At 47.3% G+C, this 13,428-nt stretch carries 24 protein-coding genes; 23 read left to right on the top strand and 1 reads right to left on the bottom strand.

Features of this window, described 5'->3' with window-relative positions; translation table 11 throughout:
* Positions 1-6 precede the first annotated feature (6 nt).
* The 23 genes from RG963_RS04270 to RG963_RS04160 all read left to right on the top strand — a co-directional run bounded on the left by RG963_RS04270 (position 7) and on the right by RG963_RS04160 (position 12,279).
* Positions 7-723, top strand: coding sequence for a 50S ribosomal protein L2 (locus RG963_RS04270; RefSeq protein WP_310575041.1), 717 nt, complete (start codon positions 7-9; stop codon positions 721-723).
* 15 nt (positions 724-738) lie between these two features.
* Positions 739-1,149 (top strand): 30S ribosomal protein S19, encoded by a 411-nt coding sequence (locus RG963_RS04265; protein ID WP_310575040.1) that lies wholly within the window; start codon positions 739-741, stop codon positions 1,147-1,149.
* Positions 1,150-1,160: 11 nt separating this feature from the next.
* Positions 1,161-1,616, top strand: a complete 456-nt coding sequence (locus RG963_RS04260; RefSeq protein ID WP_310575039.1) for a 50S ribosomal protein L22 — start codon at positions 1,161-1,163, stop codon at positions 1,614-1,616.
* Positions 1,617-2,546 carry a 30S ribosomal protein S3 gene (locus RG963_RS04255; RefSeq protein WP_310575038.1) on the top strand — a complete coding sequence of 310 codons (930 nt, stop codon included), beginning with the start codon at positions 1,617-1,619 and terminating at the stop codon, positions 2,544-2,546.
* Positions 2,546-2,749, top strand: a complete 204-nt coding sequence (gene rpmC, locus RG963_RS04250; RefSeq protein ID WP_310575037.1) for a 50S ribosomal protein L29 — start codon at positions 2,546-2,548, stop codon at positions 2,747-2,749. The genes RG963_RS04255 and rpmC overlap by 1 nt, the downstream gene beginning before the upstream one ends.
* Positions 2,739-3,071, top strand: a complete 333-nt coding sequence (gene rnp1 / locus RG963_RS04245; RefSeq protein WP_310575036.1) for a ribonuclease P protein component 1 — start codon at positions 2,739-2,741, stop codon at positions 3,069-3,071. Before rpmC ends, rnp1 begins: the two co-directional genes overlap by 11 nt.
* 4 nt (positions 3,072-3,075) lie before the next feature.
* Entirely contained in the window at positions 3,076-3,405 is a 330-nt protein-coding gene (locus RG963_RS04240) for a 30S ribosomal protein S17 (RefSeq protein WP_048138486.1), read from the top strand.
* The gene (gene rpl14p / locus RG963_RS04235; RefSeq protein ID WP_310575035.1) at positions 3,402-3,800 is read left to right on the top strand and encodes a 50S ribosomal protein L14; all 399 of its coding nucleotides are present in this window, start codon (positions 3,402-3,404) and stop codon (positions 3,798-3,800) included. Before RG963_RS04240 ends, rpl14p begins: the two co-directional genes overlap by 4 nt.
* A 10-nt stretch (positions 3,801-3,810) precedes the next feature.
* Complete coding sequence (rplX, locus tag RG963_RS04230; protein ID WP_310575034.1) at positions 3,811-4,161, top strand: 50S ribosomal protein L24; 351 nt, start codon at positions 3,811-3,813, stop codon at positions 4,159-4,161.
* A gap of 13 nt (positions 4,162-4,174) precedes the next feature.
* Positions 4,175-4,882, top strand: coding sequence for a 30S ribosomal protein S4e (locus RG963_RS04225; protein WP_310575033.1), 708 nt, complete (start codon positions 4,175-4,177; stop codon positions 4,880-4,882).
* A 4-nt stretch (positions 4,883-4,886) separates the two neighbouring features.
* The gene (locus RG963_RS04220; RefSeq protein WP_310575088.1) at positions 4,887-5,384 is read left to right on the top strand and encodes a 50S ribosomal protein L5; all 498 of its coding nucleotides are present in this window, start codon (positions 4,887-4,889) and stop codon (positions 5,382-5,384) included.
* A complete protein-coding gene (locus RG963_RS04215; protein WP_310575032.1) occupies positions 5,385-5,537 on the top strand; it encodes a 30S ribosomal protein S14 in 153 nt (50 codons plus the stop codon).
* A 10-nt stretch (positions 5,538-5,547) separates the two neighbouring features.
* Positions 5,548-5,940 carry a 30S ribosomal protein S8 gene (locus RG963_RS04210; RefSeq protein ID WP_310575031.1) on the top strand — a complete coding sequence of 131 codons (393 nt, stop codon included), beginning with the start codon at positions 5,548-5,550 and terminating at the stop codon, positions 5,938-5,940.
* 14 nt (positions 5,941-5,954) lie between these two features.
* The gene (locus tag RG963_RS04205; RefSeq protein WP_310575030.1) at positions 5,955-6,485 is read left to right on the top strand and encodes a 50S ribosomal protein L6; all 531 of its coding nucleotides are present in this window, start codon (positions 5,955-5,957) and stop codon (positions 6,483-6,485) included.
* A gap of 10 nt (positions 6,486-6,495) precedes the next feature.
* Positions 6,496-6,936, top strand: a complete 441-nt coding sequence (locus tag RG963_RS04200; protein ID WP_310575087.1) for a 50S ribosomal protein L32e — start codon at positions 6,496-6,498, stop codon at positions 6,934-6,936.
* Positions 6,937-6,938: 2 nt separating this feature from the next.
* Positions 6,939-7,394 (top strand): 50S ribosomal protein L19e, encoded by a 456-nt coding sequence (locus RG963_RS04195; RefSeq protein ID WP_310575029.1) that lies wholly within the window; start codon positions 6,939-6,941, stop codon positions 7,392-7,394.
* Between the two features lie 16 nt (positions 7,395-7,410).
* Entirely contained in the window at positions 7,411-7,935 is a 525-nt protein-coding gene (locus RG963_RS04190; protein ID WP_310575028.1) for a 50S ribosomal protein L18, read from the top strand.
* A 9-nt stretch (positions 7,936-7,944) separates the two neighbouring features.
* Positions 7,945-8,574, top strand: a complete 630-nt coding sequence (locus RG963_RS04185; RefSeq protein ID WP_310575027.1) for a 30S ribosomal protein S5 — start codon at positions 7,945-7,947, stop codon at positions 8,572-8,574.
* A gap of 1 nt (position 8,575) precedes the next feature.
* Positions 8,576-9,037, top strand: coding sequence for a 50S ribosomal protein L30 (locus tag RG963_RS04180; RefSeq protein ID WP_310575026.1), 462 nt, complete (start codon positions 8,576-8,578; stop codon positions 9,035-9,037).
* Between the two features lie 10 nt (positions 9,038-9,047).
* Complete coding sequence (locus RG963_RS04175) at positions 9,048-9,470, top strand: uL15m family ribosomal protein (RefSeq protein WP_310575025.1); 423 nt, start codon at positions 9,048-9,050, stop codon at positions 9,468-9,470.
* Between the two features lie 142 nt (positions 9,471-9,612).
* A complete protein-coding gene (secY, locus tag RG963_RS04170; RefSeq protein ID WP_310575024.1) occupies positions 9,613-11,091 on the top strand; it encodes a preprotein translocase subunit SecY in 1,479 nt (492 codons plus the stop codon).
* A gap of 81 nt (positions 11,092-11,172) precedes the next feature.
* The gene (locus tag RG963_RS04165) at positions 11,173-11,820 is read left to right on the top strand and encodes an adenylate kinase (RefSeq protein ID WP_310575023.1); all 648 of its coding nucleotides are present in this window, start codon (positions 11,173-11,175) and stop codon (positions 11,818-11,820) included.
* Between the two features lie 180 nt (positions 11,821-12,000).
* Positions 12,001-12,279: a winged helix-turn-helix transcriptional regulator gene (locus RG963_RS04160; RefSeq protein WP_310575022.1), complete on the top strand. Its 279-nt coding sequence runs from the start codon at positions 12,001-12,003 to the stop codon at positions 12,277-12,279.
* Between the two features lie 24 nt (positions 12,280-12,303).
* Here the strand turns inward: RG963_RS04160 and RG963_RS04155 are convergent, their stop codons facing one another.
* Positions 12,304-12,918: an LbetaH domain-containing protein gene (locus RG963_RS04155; protein WP_310575021.1), complete on the bottom strand. Its 615-nt coding sequence runs from the start codon at positions 12,916-12,918 to the stop codon at positions 12,304-12,306.
* Positions 12,919-13,428: the final 510 nt, after the last annotated feature.

Here is a 13,428-nt window from a genome sequence, read left to right as displayed (position 1 = left end):
TGATGTATGGGTAAAAGAATCATATCACAAAATAGGGGTAGAGGTACTCCGACCTACAGAGCTCCTTCTCACAAGTACAAGGCAGATCTGAGGCATCCCCGTGTTGATGAAAATACTTCCCTTCAAGGGAAAGTTATAGACATCGAGCACGACCCTGCCCGCTCAGCCCCAATTGCAAAAGTTGCATTTGAAAACGGGGAAGAACTTTTCCTGTTGGCTTCCGAGGGTGTTGCAGTCGGAAACATAATAGAGTGCGGAGACGATGCTGAGGTTAAGCCAGGAAATATAGTTCCTATCGGAAACGTGCCCGAAGGTTTCTTTGTCTGCAATATAGAATCAAAGCCAAATGACGGCGGTAAATTCGTCCGTTCCTCTGGGGTATATGCAACTGTTGTAACTCATGAGCCAACCAGGACTGCAATAGCAATGCCTTCAGGTTCTATCAAATGGCTTAACCCAATGTGCAGGGCAGTTGTAGGTATTGTTGCAGGGGGCGGCAGAGTAGACAGACCATGGCTCAAAGCCGGGAAAAAGTATCACAAGCTGAAAACAAGAGCTGCAAAGTATCCCAGAGTTTCAGGTGTTGCCATGAACCCACGTGACCATCCGTTCGGTGGAGGTGCCTGGAAACACCCGGGAAAGCCCACAACTGTTAGCAGAAACGCCCCGCCCGGAAGAAAGGTCGGACTGATTGCAGCAAGAAGGACCGGAATGAAGCGCTGATGAGGGGTATTCGTTATGGTAAAAAAATCATCATCAAGGTTACCGAAGAGAAAGGGTGAGTTCACCTACCGCGGGAAAACCGTCTCAGAACTTCAGGAACTGAGTATTGAAGAGTTTGCAGAACTTCTGCCTTCAAGAGAGCGCAGGAGCATCAAACGCGGGTTCACAGACGGGCAGAAAAAAGTTCTGCACGAGTTCAAGGAAGGAAAGAAAGTTAGGACTCACCACAGAGATCTTATCATCCTTCCAGAAATGATCGGGCAGACTATTGAAATCCACAACGGAAAAGAATTTATAAGTGTGGAACTCCAGCCTGAAATGGTCGGACACCGCTTCGGAGAATTTGCACCCACAAGATCAAAGGTTTCACACGGCAGTGCCGGCGTGGGAGCAACCCGTTCAAGCAGGTTCGTGCCGCTGAAATGAGGTGAATGGGAATGGCAAGAATTGATTATTCAGTTAATGGAGACCCTGAGATTACCTCTAAGGCGATGGGTTCTGAACTTCACATTTCCCCTAAAAAGTCCCGTGAGATCTGTTGCAAAATCAAAGGCATGAAAGCTGCTGAAGCAAGGTCGTATCTGGAAGACGTAATTGCCCTTAAAAAGGCAGTACCCTTCAAGAGACACCACGAAGGCACAGGGCACAGGAAAGGTCCAATGGCTGCAGGCAGATACCCTGTCAATGCATCAAAGGAGATCCTCAAAGTCCTGAAAAACGCAGAAAGCAATGCCGAGTATAAAGGCCTTGAACCCGCAAACATGTATATTACCCATGTTGCTATTCAGCGCGGAAGGGTAATTCACGGGTTTATGCCGAGAGCCAGAGGACGGGCTACTCCCAAAGACACGGAAACTGTAAATATCGAGATGATTCTTTCCGAGGTGCGCTAAATGGCAATAGAGAGAAAGTTCGTCAATGATGGGTATGTCAAGGCCTCCATGGACGAGTATTTCGCAGAACAGCTGAACAGAGCTGGATACGGCGGCATGGAACTTAACAGGACCCCAATGGGCACCCAGATTGTTATCTATTCCGAAAAGCCGGGAATGGTAATCGGGAAAGCCGGGAAGGTCATCAGAAAGCTTACCCGGGACGTTGCAACCAAATACAACCTCGAAAACCCGCAGATTGACGCCCAGGAAGTTAAGAGACCTGAACTTAACGCCCAGATGATGGCGTCCAGGCTTGCATCTTCAATTGAAAGAGGATGGTACTTCAGAAAGGCTGGACACAACACCATTCGTGCAGTCATGAGTGCCGGCGCACTCGGCTGTGAAGTCATAATCTCTGGCAAGCTTACAGGTTCCAGGTCAAGAGTTGAAAAATTCATTGATGGACACGTAAAGCATTCCGGACATCCTGTACAAGAGGTCGTAGACGAAGGGTTTGCAGTAGCAATCAAAAAGCTCGGAACCCTTGGGTGTAAAGTCAGGATTATTCAGCCGGACGTTGTCCTGCCTGACTCCTTCAGGATGAAGGAAGCAAGCGAGATTGTCGATGAGCAGCCCGCTGAAAAGCCTGCCGAAAAGTCGGTTGAGAAATCTGCTGAAGCCCCTAAAAAGGAACGCGCGGCAAAACCCAAAGCTCCTGCAGTAGCACCCGAGAAAGTTGTAGAGGTAGTCGAAGTCGTCGAGGAACCTAAGGAAGCTGAGGAAGAAGCCCAGCCTGAGGCATCCGAAGACTTTGAAGAAGCCGAACTTATCTATGTCGAGGGCTCGGAAGAAGTCCGAAGACAGGTCAATGGTGTCTGGCAGCACAAGCATGAGAGCTACGACTACTGGCATCCGATGGCACGGGTTCACAAGGAGGCTAAGGAATAATGGCAATCCTTAGAACCAGTGAAATCCGGACCATGTCACTTGAGGAAAGGGCTGACGAGCTCGATACCCTGAAAAATGAGCTGATCAGGGAACGTGCTCTTACCTCTGCAGGCGGGGCTCCTGACAATCCGGGTCGGATCGGCGAGATCAGGAGAACCATTGCCCGGATAAAGACAATTCAGCATGAGCTAAATGAAATCTAAAGTGGAAATAATACCTTCTACCCTTATCTATCATGAATTGATAGGGCTAGAAATTAAGGTGATTCGTTCCACTAATCCATCATTGACAGGGACCCGTGGACGAGTGATAAACGAAACAAAAAATATGTTAATCGTAGAAAACTCGAAGTCGCGGGAACTGAAGATTCCAAAGGCGGATTCGGAAATTCTCTTCCGGATCCCTGCTGAGCTCTCAGAAAAAGGCCGCAGATCCGATATGCTCGTTAAAATTCAGGGAAACCTGCTGCTCTCACAACCCGAGAATCGGATCAAGAACATCAAAAAATTACGTAAATGGGGCTAAACTCATGGCAAGAGACATTGGATTGAATATACCGGCGCCATCAGAAGAATGTGACGATTTATACTGTCCCTTCCACGGAACACTTCCTGTAAGAGGTCAAATCCTTGTGGGTACCGTGGTCAGCAGCAAGATGGACAATACGGTAGTTATTGAAAGGCAATACATGAAAATGGTGCCGAAATACCAGAGATACGAGAAGAGACGCTCGAAGGTTCACGCACACAACCCGCCTTGCATTTCCGCAAAAGTCGGTGATATTGTCACGATCGCAGAATGCAGGCGTATAAGCAAGACCAAGTCCTATGTGGTAGTCAAGGCGGAGGTGCCCAAATGAAAGGCATACGCTCCAGCATCCCAAGGGCTCTGAACGCAGGCGCCAAGATTCAGTGTGTAGACAACACAGGGGCCAAGGTCGTTGAGATTATCTCTGTCAAGAAGTACAGGGGAGTCAAAAACAGAATGCCCTGCGCAGGAATTGGCGACATGTGCGTCGTCTCAGTAAAGAAAGGCACACCCGAAATGAGGAAACAGGTTCTCCTCGCAGTGGTGGTTCGCCAGAAACAGGAATTCCGCCGTCCTGATGGGCTGCATGTGTCCTTTGAGGACAATGCGATGGTAATCACCGACGAAGACGGAATTCCAAAAGGCACGGACATAAAAGGTCCTGTGGCAAGAGAAGTAGCTGAGAGGTTCCCCAAAATCGGGACCACGGCATCTATTATTGTCTGAGGTGGCGATTATGGTATCAAAACAGCCAAGAAAGCAGAGAAAAGCAAGATATAATGCGCCTCTGCACATCAGACAAAAATTCATGGGTGCAAGGCTCAGTGAAGTACTCTCCAAGGAGTATGGTACAAGAAGCGCTGCAGTCATCGCGGGAGACACCGTGAAGGTTATGCGTGGAGATTTTAAGGGCACTGAAGGAAAGGTCCAGGCCGTTTCTCTTCGGGACAGCACAATTTCCGTGGACGGAGTAATTTCCACCAAAGTGGACGGCACCGAAGTCCCAAGACCCATCTATCCCTCCAACGTTATGATCACAAAACTGGAACTAAAAGACGGGCGCAGAGCATCAAGCATTAAGAAGTGAGGCAGGTGATTTTGTGACACACCAGAAAAGATTATCAATCCCAAAAAGCTGGAAGGTCGGGAGAAAAGGTTATAAGTGGGTCTCCACCACCCGCCCGGGAACTCACAGCCAGGCACGCAGTCTTCCTCTCGGAATCATAATCCGAGACATTCTCAAGCTTGTGAATAACAGCAGGGAAGGTAAAAGGATCCTCTCGGAAGGTAAGGTTCTTGTGGATGGAATTCCCAGAAAAGACCTGAGATTCCCGGTGGGGCTCTTTGATGTAATTACACTCCCGCTCGTAAACGAAGCATACAGGATGCTCCAGGATGATAAGGGGCGTCTGACACTCCACAAATTGAATGAAATGCAGGTGAACAAGCTGTGTAGAATCAACAACAAGGTTGTCCTCAAGGGAGGAAAAGTGCAGCTTAACCTGAACGACGGAACCAATATTCTTGGTTCTCACGAGTACGGGACAAAGGACTCTCTGATTCTCTCAATTCCTGATAAACAGGTCGTAAAACACCTTCAGTTCAAGGTCGGCAACCTGGCAATGATAGTAGGCGGCCCGCACTCAGGAGAAATTGGAAAGATCACGGAGATCAGGGAAGTTAAGAGTTCCAGGCACAATATGGTTGCGATTTCCGGGGAAAAGGATTTCGAAACAATTGAAGATTACGTTATTGTGATTGGAGAGGACAAACCTGAGATTCGGCTGGGTGGTGAGCTTAGTGAGTAATTCTATGCGCACTCCTGTCGTTGAGAAGGTAATTGTTCACATGGGTGTTGGAGAAAGTGGTCAGCACCTTGTAAATGCTGAAGAAATCCTCAAGACCATCACCGGGCAGGGAGTTGTAAGGTGCTTTGCCAAAAGAACTCTCCCGGCTTTTGCGATCAAGAAGAGCGAACCCATAGGCTGCAAGGTAACTCTCAGAGGCCAGAGAGCCCAGGCGTTCCTTGAAACCGCATTGGGTATCGTTGAAAAAGCCCTGGCCAGATCCCAGTTCGATTCCCTTGGAAACGTCTCTTTCGGAATTGAAGAACACACCGACTTCCCTGGTATGAGATATGATCCTAATATCGGGGTTTTCGGAATGGACGTAACAGTTGTGATCAAGCGCCCTGGAGAAAGAATCTGCAAGAGGAGAATCGCAACAAGAAAGGTCCCGACTGGCCACAGGGTCACAGTCGAGGATGCGATTTCTTTCCTTAACGAAAGCTATGGCGTGGAGGTCATGTAAATGACAGAGACTATAGATAAGTCCGGAAGAGGAGTAAACGTATGCAAGCGGTGTGGGAGAAGGCAGGGCCTTGTTCGCAAATACGATATCTTCCTTTGCAGGCACTGTTTCAGGGAAATTGCCCACGAGATGGGTTTTGAAAAGTATTCGTAAGGTGGTTAAAATGGTATTACTTGATCCTCTTGCAAACGCCCTTTCCACAATTAAAAATGCAGAAGTCATTGGGAAGAGTTCCTGTATTATCAGGCCTGCTTCAAAGAACATTGGCAATGTGTTGAAGGTTATGCAAGATCTTGGTTACATTGGAGATTTCGAGCTTATAGATGATGGAAAAGCCGGAATTTTCAGTGTTACCCTTGTGGGAAGAATTAACAAATGCGGTGCAATCAAGCCGCGGTATTCAGTAGGAACTGACAGCTTTGAACGCTGGGAAAAGCAGTTTCTGCCAGCAAAGAACTTTGGCGCCCTTATCGTAACAACTTCAAGCGGGGTTATCTCTCAGTACGAAGCCCGTGAGAAGAAGATTGGTGGGCAGCTTCTTGCTTATGTATACTGAGGAGGGAACAGGAAATGGTTAAGGAGATTGCAAGAACAATAAAGATTCCTGAAGGAGTTTCCGTCTCTCTCTCTCAGGATGTTTTTACAGCCAGGGGTCCGAAGGGAACTGTTGAAAGAAAGTTCTGGTACCCTGGAATCAAAATCGAAGTCAGGGAAGAAGAAATACTGGTGGATGCAGAATCCTCCAGGAAAGAGCAGAAAGCCATGGTAGGGACTTTTACCTCTCACATCAAAAACCTGGTTACAGGCGTGAGTGAAGGCTTTGAGTACAAAATGACTATTGTGTACGCTCACTTCCCTATGCAGGTAAAAGTTGATGGCAAAACCCTCATAATCGGGAACTTCCTTGGAGAAAAGAAGCCAAGAGTTGCAAAAATCCTTGGCGAGACAAAGGTTAAGGTTACTGGGAACGACGTATCGATTTCCGGAATCAACAAGGAAGATGTCGGGCAGACTGCCGCAAACATTGAACAGAAGACCAAGATCAAGAGATTCGATCCGAGGACTTTCCAGGATGGAATCTACATCGTGCAGAAGGCCTAAGGTGGTTATGATGGCAGAAGAATTCAATGAGGTAGAAAGTACTTCAGTTTCCACCCTTGACATGGATCCTGAATCCAGGCGCTTATTCAATGTGAGAAAGGTCCAGAAGGGAAAGAAACCCCAGTTCAAGAGAACGTGCAGTCACAAGTTCAAGAGACTCGACACTAACTGGAGGCGTCCGAGGGGTTCTCAGGGCAAACAGCGCCGAAAGTATGTCTCAAAGGGCGCTCTTGCCCAGGTAGGATACGGAAGCCCTGTTGCAGTAAAAGGCCTTCACCCATCCGGTTATTCGGATGTGCTGATTTCTAGCATTACTGAACTTGAGCTTGTTGATCCCTCTTATGAGGCTATCAGAATAGCAGCGACAGTGGGCGCAAGAAAGAAAGCCATTATTCTCGCAAAAGCTGAAGAACTCGGGATTAAAGTGCTGAACCCTGGAAGAGGTGAATAAGGATGTCAGACCTGGCCAATCAGAGAAGGTTAGCTTCCAAGATTCTTGAATGCGGGCTTGACAGGGTATGGCTTAACCCCGAAGCCTCCGAGGAAATCGCTTCCGCAATTACCAGGGAAGATATTCGCGGACTCATTGAGAAAGGCACTATTAAAGCCAAGCCGATCAAGGGAGTCAGCAGAGGCAGAGCCAGAGCTCTTGCTGCCAAGCGTAAGTATGGGCACTGCAAGGGTCATGGTTCCAGAAAAGGTAAGAAAGGAGCCCGTACTCCTAAGAAAGAACAGTGGATCAAAAAGATCCGGGCTCTTAGAAGAAGACTCAAGGAACTGCGTGCAGAAGGGACGCTTGAAAAGTCCGTGTACTGCAGGCTTTACAGAAAGGCAAAAGGCGGCGAATACAGAAGCGTTTCCCACCTCAATTCCCACCTTGGGTCCGAAAAACTGTTAAAAAAAGAATAACCTGGAGGAGCTAGATATGGCAACAGGACCAAGATATAAGGTTCCTTTTAGAAGAAGAAGAGAAGGACGCACTAATTATCACCTACGCCTCAAGTTACTGCTCTCAAGGCAGGACCGTGTGGTTGTCAGGAAAAGTGCAAGAAACGTTCAGATCCAGTTAATAGCTCCAACCCCCGACGGGGATATTACTTATTCCTCAGCCGTTTCGAGTGAGCTTGCAAAGTTCGGTTACACCGGGGCTACCGGAAATACAACGGCTGCATACCTTACAGGGCTCTTGTTTGGGCTGAAGAGTTTGCAGAAGGGATATGAAGGAGGCATTCTGGACATAGGTCTCCAGTCTTCCTCTGCAGGTTCCAGAGTCTATGCTGCCCTTAAAGGGGTTGTAGATTCAGGTTTCGAAATTCCCTGCAGCCCTGAAGTTTTCCCTTCGGAAGAGAGGATTCGGGGAGAGCACATCGCTGAATACAGAGAAGAGAGCTCAGACCTGCCAGAGCAGTTTGAAGCAACCAAAGAGAAAATCTTTGCTGAGTTTAGTTAAGGTGATTAAATGGCATTCGATCAAGATTGGGTTCCGAAAACCAGGCTTGGAAAATTAGTCGTTGAAGGACAGGTTGCTTCTATGGAAGAAGCAATCAGGTCAGGCCTGCCTATAAGGGAACCCCAGATAATTGATATGCTGCTTCCTGACCTGGAAGATGAGGTGCTCGATATTAACATGGTCCAGAGGATGACTGACTCCGGACGCCGTGTCAAATTTAGAGCAACCGTCATCGTAGGGAACAGAAATGGCTATGTAGGACTCGGGCAGGCAAAGGACGTGCAGGTAGGGCCTGCAATCCGCAAGGCAATTGATGCTGCAAAGCTCGATATCAGCTACATCCGCAGAGGCTGCGGATCCTGGGAATGCGCCTGCGGTCTGCCTCACACCGTACCTTATGAAGTTACCGGGAAGGCAGGCAGTGTAAGTGTTACTCTTATTCCGGCTCCTAGAGGGCTTGGAATTGCAGCAGGAAGCACTGCAACCAAGGTGCTTGAAAAAGCCGGGATCAAAGACGTATGGACCAAGACTTCAGGGACTACCAGGACTACCCTCAACTTCGCAAAAGCAACATTTGTTGCCCTTAACAAGGTCAACGTCATGAGGCTGCCAATATACTACTCTAAGGAGGAAGCCTGAAATGTATGCAATTGTGAGAGTGAGAGGCCAGGTTAATGTCCGGTATACCATTGAAGATACCATGAAGATGCTCCGCCTGCACAAGGTCAATCATTGCGTGCTTGTACCCGAGAATCCTCATTTCAAAGGTATGGTTCAGAAGGTAAAGGACTACGTTGCATACGGGAAAGTCGACGCAAAGACGCTTGCGGAAATCCTCGAAAACCGTGGAAGACTCGAAGGTGGCTCCCTCCTGACAGAAGAATATATCCGGGAAAACACAGCCTATGATTCAATAGAGGCTCTTGCTGAAGCCGTAATTGAAGAAAAAGCTTCCCTTAAGGACGTCCCCAAATTGAAGCCTGTTTTCAGGCTTCACCCTCCAAGAAAAGGACATGCAGGGATTAAAAGGACGGTACAGCAGGGTGGCGTGCTCGGAAACCACGATGAAGATATCAACGTGCTCCTGCATAAGATGAGATAAGGTGGTTGGAATGGATACAAAGAAGTTCAGAGGGTCCAGGACCTGCGGAGGCGGGACCCATAAAAATAGGCGTGGAGCCGGAAACCGCGGAGGTCGCGGAAAAGCCGGTGGCTGTAAACACCACTTCGTAAGAGCGATGTTGAGAGGATACAGCTACGGGAAGCATGGTTTCAAACGCCCTGCCGCAGTCTCTAGAGATGTTTCCATAGTAAATGTGGGAGAACTTGACGAACTTGCTCCTTACCTTGTTGAAGAAGGGCTTGCAGAAGTCAGGGATGGAGTATACCATGTTAACCTGGAGAATATCGGAATCGAGAAGGTACTCGGAAGTGGACGTGTTACGAAGAACCTGGTAGTTACTTCTGAAGAATTCTCCGTATCTGCCCGTGAAAAAATTGAGGCAGCCGGCGGAAGTTGCATCGATGCCGAATAAGTAGTGCCATTCTGGCATTACTTATTTTCATTCTTTTGGTAACTTTTTCATATTAGATGTGCTATATACCAATATCTTATGGTAAAACATAATCTAATATTTTATATAGTGTGAATATATTATATTTTGAATGGTGTAATCGATGACTCTCAGGGATACGTTAGAACCGTTTTTTAACAAGTTACCTGCAGTAGCAAGTCCGGAAAAACACGTCCACTTTAAGGATAAACTCTGGTGGACTCTGGGAATTTTGGTGCTGTACTTTGCTCTGGCGAATGTACCGCTCTTCGGGATGTCCAAGGACTCTGTTGACCTTTTTGAATCTTACCGTGCCTTCTTTGCGGGCGCATCGGGATCTCTGGTTCTTCTAGGTATCGGGCCAATTGTCACGGCTTCGATCGTCTTGCAGCTTCTTGTTGGGGCAGATATTATCAAAATGGACCTGTCGGATCCTAAAGATCAGGCATTCTTCCAGGGGGCTCAGAAGTTCCTTGTGTTTGTCATGATCTTACTGGAGGCTTTGCCGCAGCTCCTTGGTGGGTATATCCAGCCGGATCCAGGACTTGCTTCTGCTCTTGGTGTAGGCCTGGGAGTAATCACCTTCCTGCTCCTGATCCAGATCTTTATTGGAGGCGCACTGGTCCTTTTCATGGATGAAGTAGTTTCCAAATGGGGTATCGGGTCAGGAGTCGGGCTTTTCATTGTTGCGGGGATCTCGCAGCAGATCGTTACAGGGATCTTTAACTGGGTGCCTGACGAAGGAGGGCTTCCGATCGGGCTGATTCCAAAGTGGATTTACATCGCCCAGAATGTCGGGGCAGATTACCTCTTCTCAGGTGAGGGCCTGATGTTTTTACTGGTCAGAGGAGGAATTCTGGCACTGATAAGTACGGTTGTCATCTTCCTGCTTGTGGTATACGTGGAGAGTACGAGGATTGAAATCCCTCTTGCCCACAGTGCAGTGAGAGGGGCAAGGGGCCGCTTCCCTGTCAAGCTCATATACTCCTCAGTCCTGCCAATGATTCTTGTCAGGGCTCTTCAGGCTAATATCCAGATGATAGGGATCATTCTCTCCAGCCGGGGAATTACATTCCTTGGAGAGTTCAGCGGATCAACGCCTCTTAACGGAATCATGTACTACCTTGCTCCGATACACAGCCCCTATGACTGGATTCCATCTCTGGTGCGGGAGTCCTTTGCAGGCTATAATGCTACCGCGCCTGCTATCTGGCAGATCGTGCTTCACGTCTTTACAGATGCCACTATGCTTATCGTAGGCGGAATTGTCTTTGCCCTCTTCTGGATAGAAACTACAGGCATGGGTGCGAAACCCACAGCTCAGAAGATTTTCAATTCCGGAATGCAAATTCCGGGTTTCAGGCGGAACATTGGCAGCATTGAAAAAGTCATGCAGCGCTATATTCCAAAAGTTACCGTAATAGGTGGAGCTTTCATAGGAATTCTTACCCTGGTCGCAAGCCTGCTCGGTACTCTCGGAAGTGCTGGCGGTACAGGGCTGCTGCTGACTGTAAGTATCGTGTACCGTCTGTATGAGGATATCGCATCCGAGCAGATGATGGAGATGCACCCGATGATCCGTTCTTTCTTCGGGGAGCAGTAAGGGTTCCTTTTGACCTGAAGAAAGGAATCGAATCTAACAGAATGGAAACATTAAAATAAAGGATACAACAGGGATCTTTGAATGAATATAATACTCTTCGGGCCCCCAGGTGCCGGGAAAGGCACCCAGGCCAAAAAAATGGTTGATTTCTACGGAATCCCGCAGATCTCCACAGGGGATATCCTGCGGGCAAATGTCAGAGAAGGAACCGAACTGGGACTTGCAGCCAAGTCCTATATGGACAAAGGAGATCTTGTTCCTGATGATGTGCTTATAGGGATCATTAAGAACCGCCTGAAAGAACAGGACTGCAAAAAGGGTTTCATCCTTGACGGTTATCCAAGGACTGTCCCTCAGGCCGATGCTCTTGCAGTCATTCTGGATGAGATAGATAAGCCCATAGATGTTGTTCTCAACCTCGAAGTGTCTGACGAAGAGCTGGTAGAAAGAATAAGCGGCCGCCTTATGTGCAAGTGCGGTGCGAGCTACCACAGGACTCTTAACCCGCCGAAAAAAGAGGGTGTCTGTGACATTTGCGGAAGTGAGGTTTTTCAGCGTGCTGACGACAAAGAAGAAGCAGTTCAGAACCGCCTCAACGTTTATAAAAAGCAGACTCAACCCCTCATCAATTACTATGCAAAACAGGGTATCCTGATGACTCTTGATGGTACGAAGGATATAGATGAGGTTTTTGAAGATATCAAGGCAGTTCTTGCAAAGTTTGCCTGAAATCTTCCCTTTTTATTCCTTTTCTTTTATGACTTTTCATTCGATTTTTTTCTATTTTCGCTCAATTATTTTGTAGGAAGTCTCGGCTTCTTTTTTTCATTTGATTCAAACAATTAATATTTAAATATTATGTGGCTGTTTATGTCATCAAGCACTATACGACGGAGAATCTGAATTAATATGACTGAAAGCTCAATCGATGAACTGCTTAACTGGGTTATCAGTGTTGACCGCCGTTTGATTCTTATGGAATCCATGAAAAAGCATGCCTTTGTCCGGGCTTCTGATATTGCTCATGAGGTAAGCAGATCTACGCAGAATATCAGTCATGCTTTAAAGGAACTAGAGAGCAAAGGCTTGATCCATTGTTTAACCCCTGAAAAAACGACCTGGAAAAAGTACACTCTGACAGAGGCAGGAAAGCAAATTCTGGATAAACTAGATGGGAAATCTCTTTAATTAAACGAAGTTAAAAAAATTTTGTTACTCTGGACTTTCAAGGTCCTGAGCCTTTCCTGTATCGCTTTCCTGCAATATACTTAAAGGCGCGGTTTCGTCCTCATGCGGCAGGTCTTTATATCCTTCCACCAGGTCAATATTTGCTCTGACAACGGATTTTTTAAATTCTGCAAGGTCTGCCGTGATATCTTCAAGGGCGCTTGCGGCTTTCTGGCTGGTAATGGCGGCTCCGTCAGGCACCACTTTATGCGGGAGGATTTCAACTCCGCGAACGATAGACCTGTGGAAGACCACCGTATCTTTTCCTATATTGCAGTCAAATACTACGGTTCCGAATCCGATAAAACAGCTTTCTCCTATCTTGCAGGGACCATGCACAATGCACCCGTGCGCAAGAGAAGTGTTATTTCCTATCCTTACTTCCGAGTCGGAAAGGGAGTGAACCACTACGTTATCCTGCACATTGCAGCCGCTGCGGATAACTATTGAAGAGCCCGGTTCGTCTGCCCTGAGCACAGCGTTTGGCCCGACAAATACATTCTCCTCTATAGTTACATTTCCGATTATCAGTGCAGTCTCGAAAACCCAGGCTTTGTTGCTTATTTTAGGGAACTGTCCATTGGGATTTGGAAGAAGCATATTTTAAATTCCTCTGTTGCCTGCAGATATAAGTTCATTTTTCCGGCTTTTCAGGCCGTAATACATTTTTATGATAAATTATGATAACATATTTAAATATATTTTCTCATTTTTTATCATAAGATCCCCTTGATACACTTCCCGAATTGCGCCTCGCCCGAATTGCGCCTCGGGAGTACGCGGTCCTTCCCGAGTTCTGCTTCGGGAGCACGGGGTCCGTTTTCACTCGCTTCGCTCGCTCAAGCGGACTATTTTATAAAATTTCAGTTTTTCAGTCGGCGTCAGTGTTATCCAGGTTACATAACCTTGAGTGATTTTGTCAGGAAAATTTAGTATTGGCTATAAGCACCTTTATAATCGGCCAGGAGCATAATGTCATTTAAGAAGGTCCCCCGGTTAAAGGGTAGTAAGTTAGGAGTCTTACTGAAATCTGGATGATAAGATGCTTACTTTTGTCTACCGCTGGTTTCGATATGTTCCGGGACGGGTCCAACCTCAATTTAGTCGAAT

The organism is Methanosarcina baikalica (assembly GCF_031461075.1).
Classification (GTDB): Archaea; Halobacteriota; Methanosarcinia; order Methanosarcinales; family Methanosarcinaceae; genus Methanosarcina; species Methanosarcina baikalica.
This window is presented reverse-complemented; position numbering and strand designations above follow the sequence as displayed.

Excerpts from the sequence above, each read along its gene's own strand:
- rplX (WP_310575034.1), top strand. The coding sequence starts at position 3,811 with ATGGTATCAAAACAGCCAAGAAAGCAGAGAAAAGCAAGATATAATGCG.
- secY (WP_310575024.1), top strand. The coding sequence starts at position 9,613 with ATGACTCTCAGGGATACGTTAGAACCGTTTTTTAACAAGTTACCTGCA.
- RG963_RS04260 (WP_310575039.1), top strand. The coding sequence starts at position 1,161 with ATGGCAAGAATTGATTATTCAGTTAATGGAGACCCTGAGATTACCTCT.
- RG963_RS04210 (WP_310575031.1), top strand. The coding sequence starts at position 5,548 with ATGGTATTACTTGATCCTCTTGCAAACGCCCTTTCCACAATTAAAAAT.
- RG963_RS04180 (WP_310575026.1), top strand. The coding sequence starts at position 8,576 with ATGTATGCAATTGTGAGAGTGAGAGGCCAGGTTAATGTCCGGTATACC.
- RG963_RS04195 (WP_310575029.1), top strand. The coding sequence starts at position 6,939 with ATGTCAGACCTGGCCAATCAGAGAAGGTTAGCTTCCAAGATTCTTGAA.
- RG963_RS04165 (WP_310575023.1), top strand. The coding sequence starts at position 11,173 with ATGAATATAATACTCTTCGGGCCCCCAGGTGCCGGGAAAGGCACCCAG.
- rpl14p (WP_310575035.1), top strand. The coding sequence starts at position 3,402 with ATGAAAGGCATACGCTCCAGCATCCCAAGGGCTCTGAACGCAGGCGCC.
- RG963_RS04200 (WP_310575087.1), top strand. The coding sequence starts at position 6,496 with ATGGCAGAAGAATTCAATGAGGTAGAAAGTACTTCAGTTTCCACCCTT.
- RG963_RS04185 (WP_310575027.1), top strand. The coding sequence starts at position 7,945 with ATGGCATTCGATCAAGATTGGGTTCCGAAAACCAGGCTTGGAAAATTA.
- RG963_RS04270 (WP_310575041.1), top strand. The coding sequence starts at position 7 with ATGGGTAAAAGAATCATATCACAAAATAGGGGTAGAGGTACTCCGACC.
- RG963_RS04240 (WP_048138486.1), top strand. The coding sequence starts at position 3,076 with ATGGCAAGAGACATTGGATTGAATATACCGGCGCCATCAGAAGAATGT.
- RG963_RS04255 (WP_310575038.1), top strand. The coding sequence starts at position 1,617 with ATGGCAATAGAGAGAAAGTTCGTCAATGATGGGTATGTCAAGGCCTCC.
- RG963_RS04175 (WP_310575025.1), top strand. The coding sequence starts at position 9,048 with ATGGATACAAAGAAGTTCAGAGGGTCCAGGACCTGCGGAGGCGGGACC.
- RG963_RS04220 (WP_310575088.1), top strand. The coding sequence starts at position 4,887 with ATGCGCACTCCTGTCGTTGAGAAGGTAATTGTTCACATGGGTGTTGGA.
- rpmC (WP_310575037.1), top strand. The coding sequence starts at position 2,546 with ATGGCAATCCTTAGAACCAGTGAAATCCGGACCATGTCACTTGAGGAA.
- RG963_RS04190 (WP_310575028.1), top strand. The coding sequence starts at position 7,411 with ATGGCAACAGGACCAAGATATAAGGTTCCTTTTAGAAGAAGAAGAGAA.
- rnp1 (WP_310575036.1), top strand. The coding sequence starts at position 2,739 with ATGAAATCTAAAGTGGAAATAATACCTTCTACCCTTATCTATCATGAA.
- RG963_RS04265 (WP_310575040.1), top strand. The coding sequence starts at position 739 with ATGGTAAAAAAATCATCATCAAGGTTACCGAAGAGAAAGGGTGAGTTC.
- RG963_RS04205 (WP_310575030.1), top strand. The coding sequence starts at position 5,955 with ATGGTTAAGGAGATTGCAAGAACAATAAAGATTCCTGAAGGAGTTTCC.
- RG963_RS04215 (WP_310575032.1), top strand. The coding sequence starts at position 5,385 with ATGACAGAGACTATAGATAAGTCCGGAAGAGGAGTAAACGTATGCAAG.
- RG963_RS04160 (WP_310575022.1), top strand. The coding sequence starts at position 12,001 with ATGACTGAAAGCTCAATCGATGAACTGCTTAACTGGGTTATCAGTGTT.
- RG963_RS04155 (WP_310575021.1), bottom strand. The coding sequence starts at position 12,918 with ATGCTTCTTCCAAATCCCAATGGACAGTTCCCTAAAATAAGCAACAAA.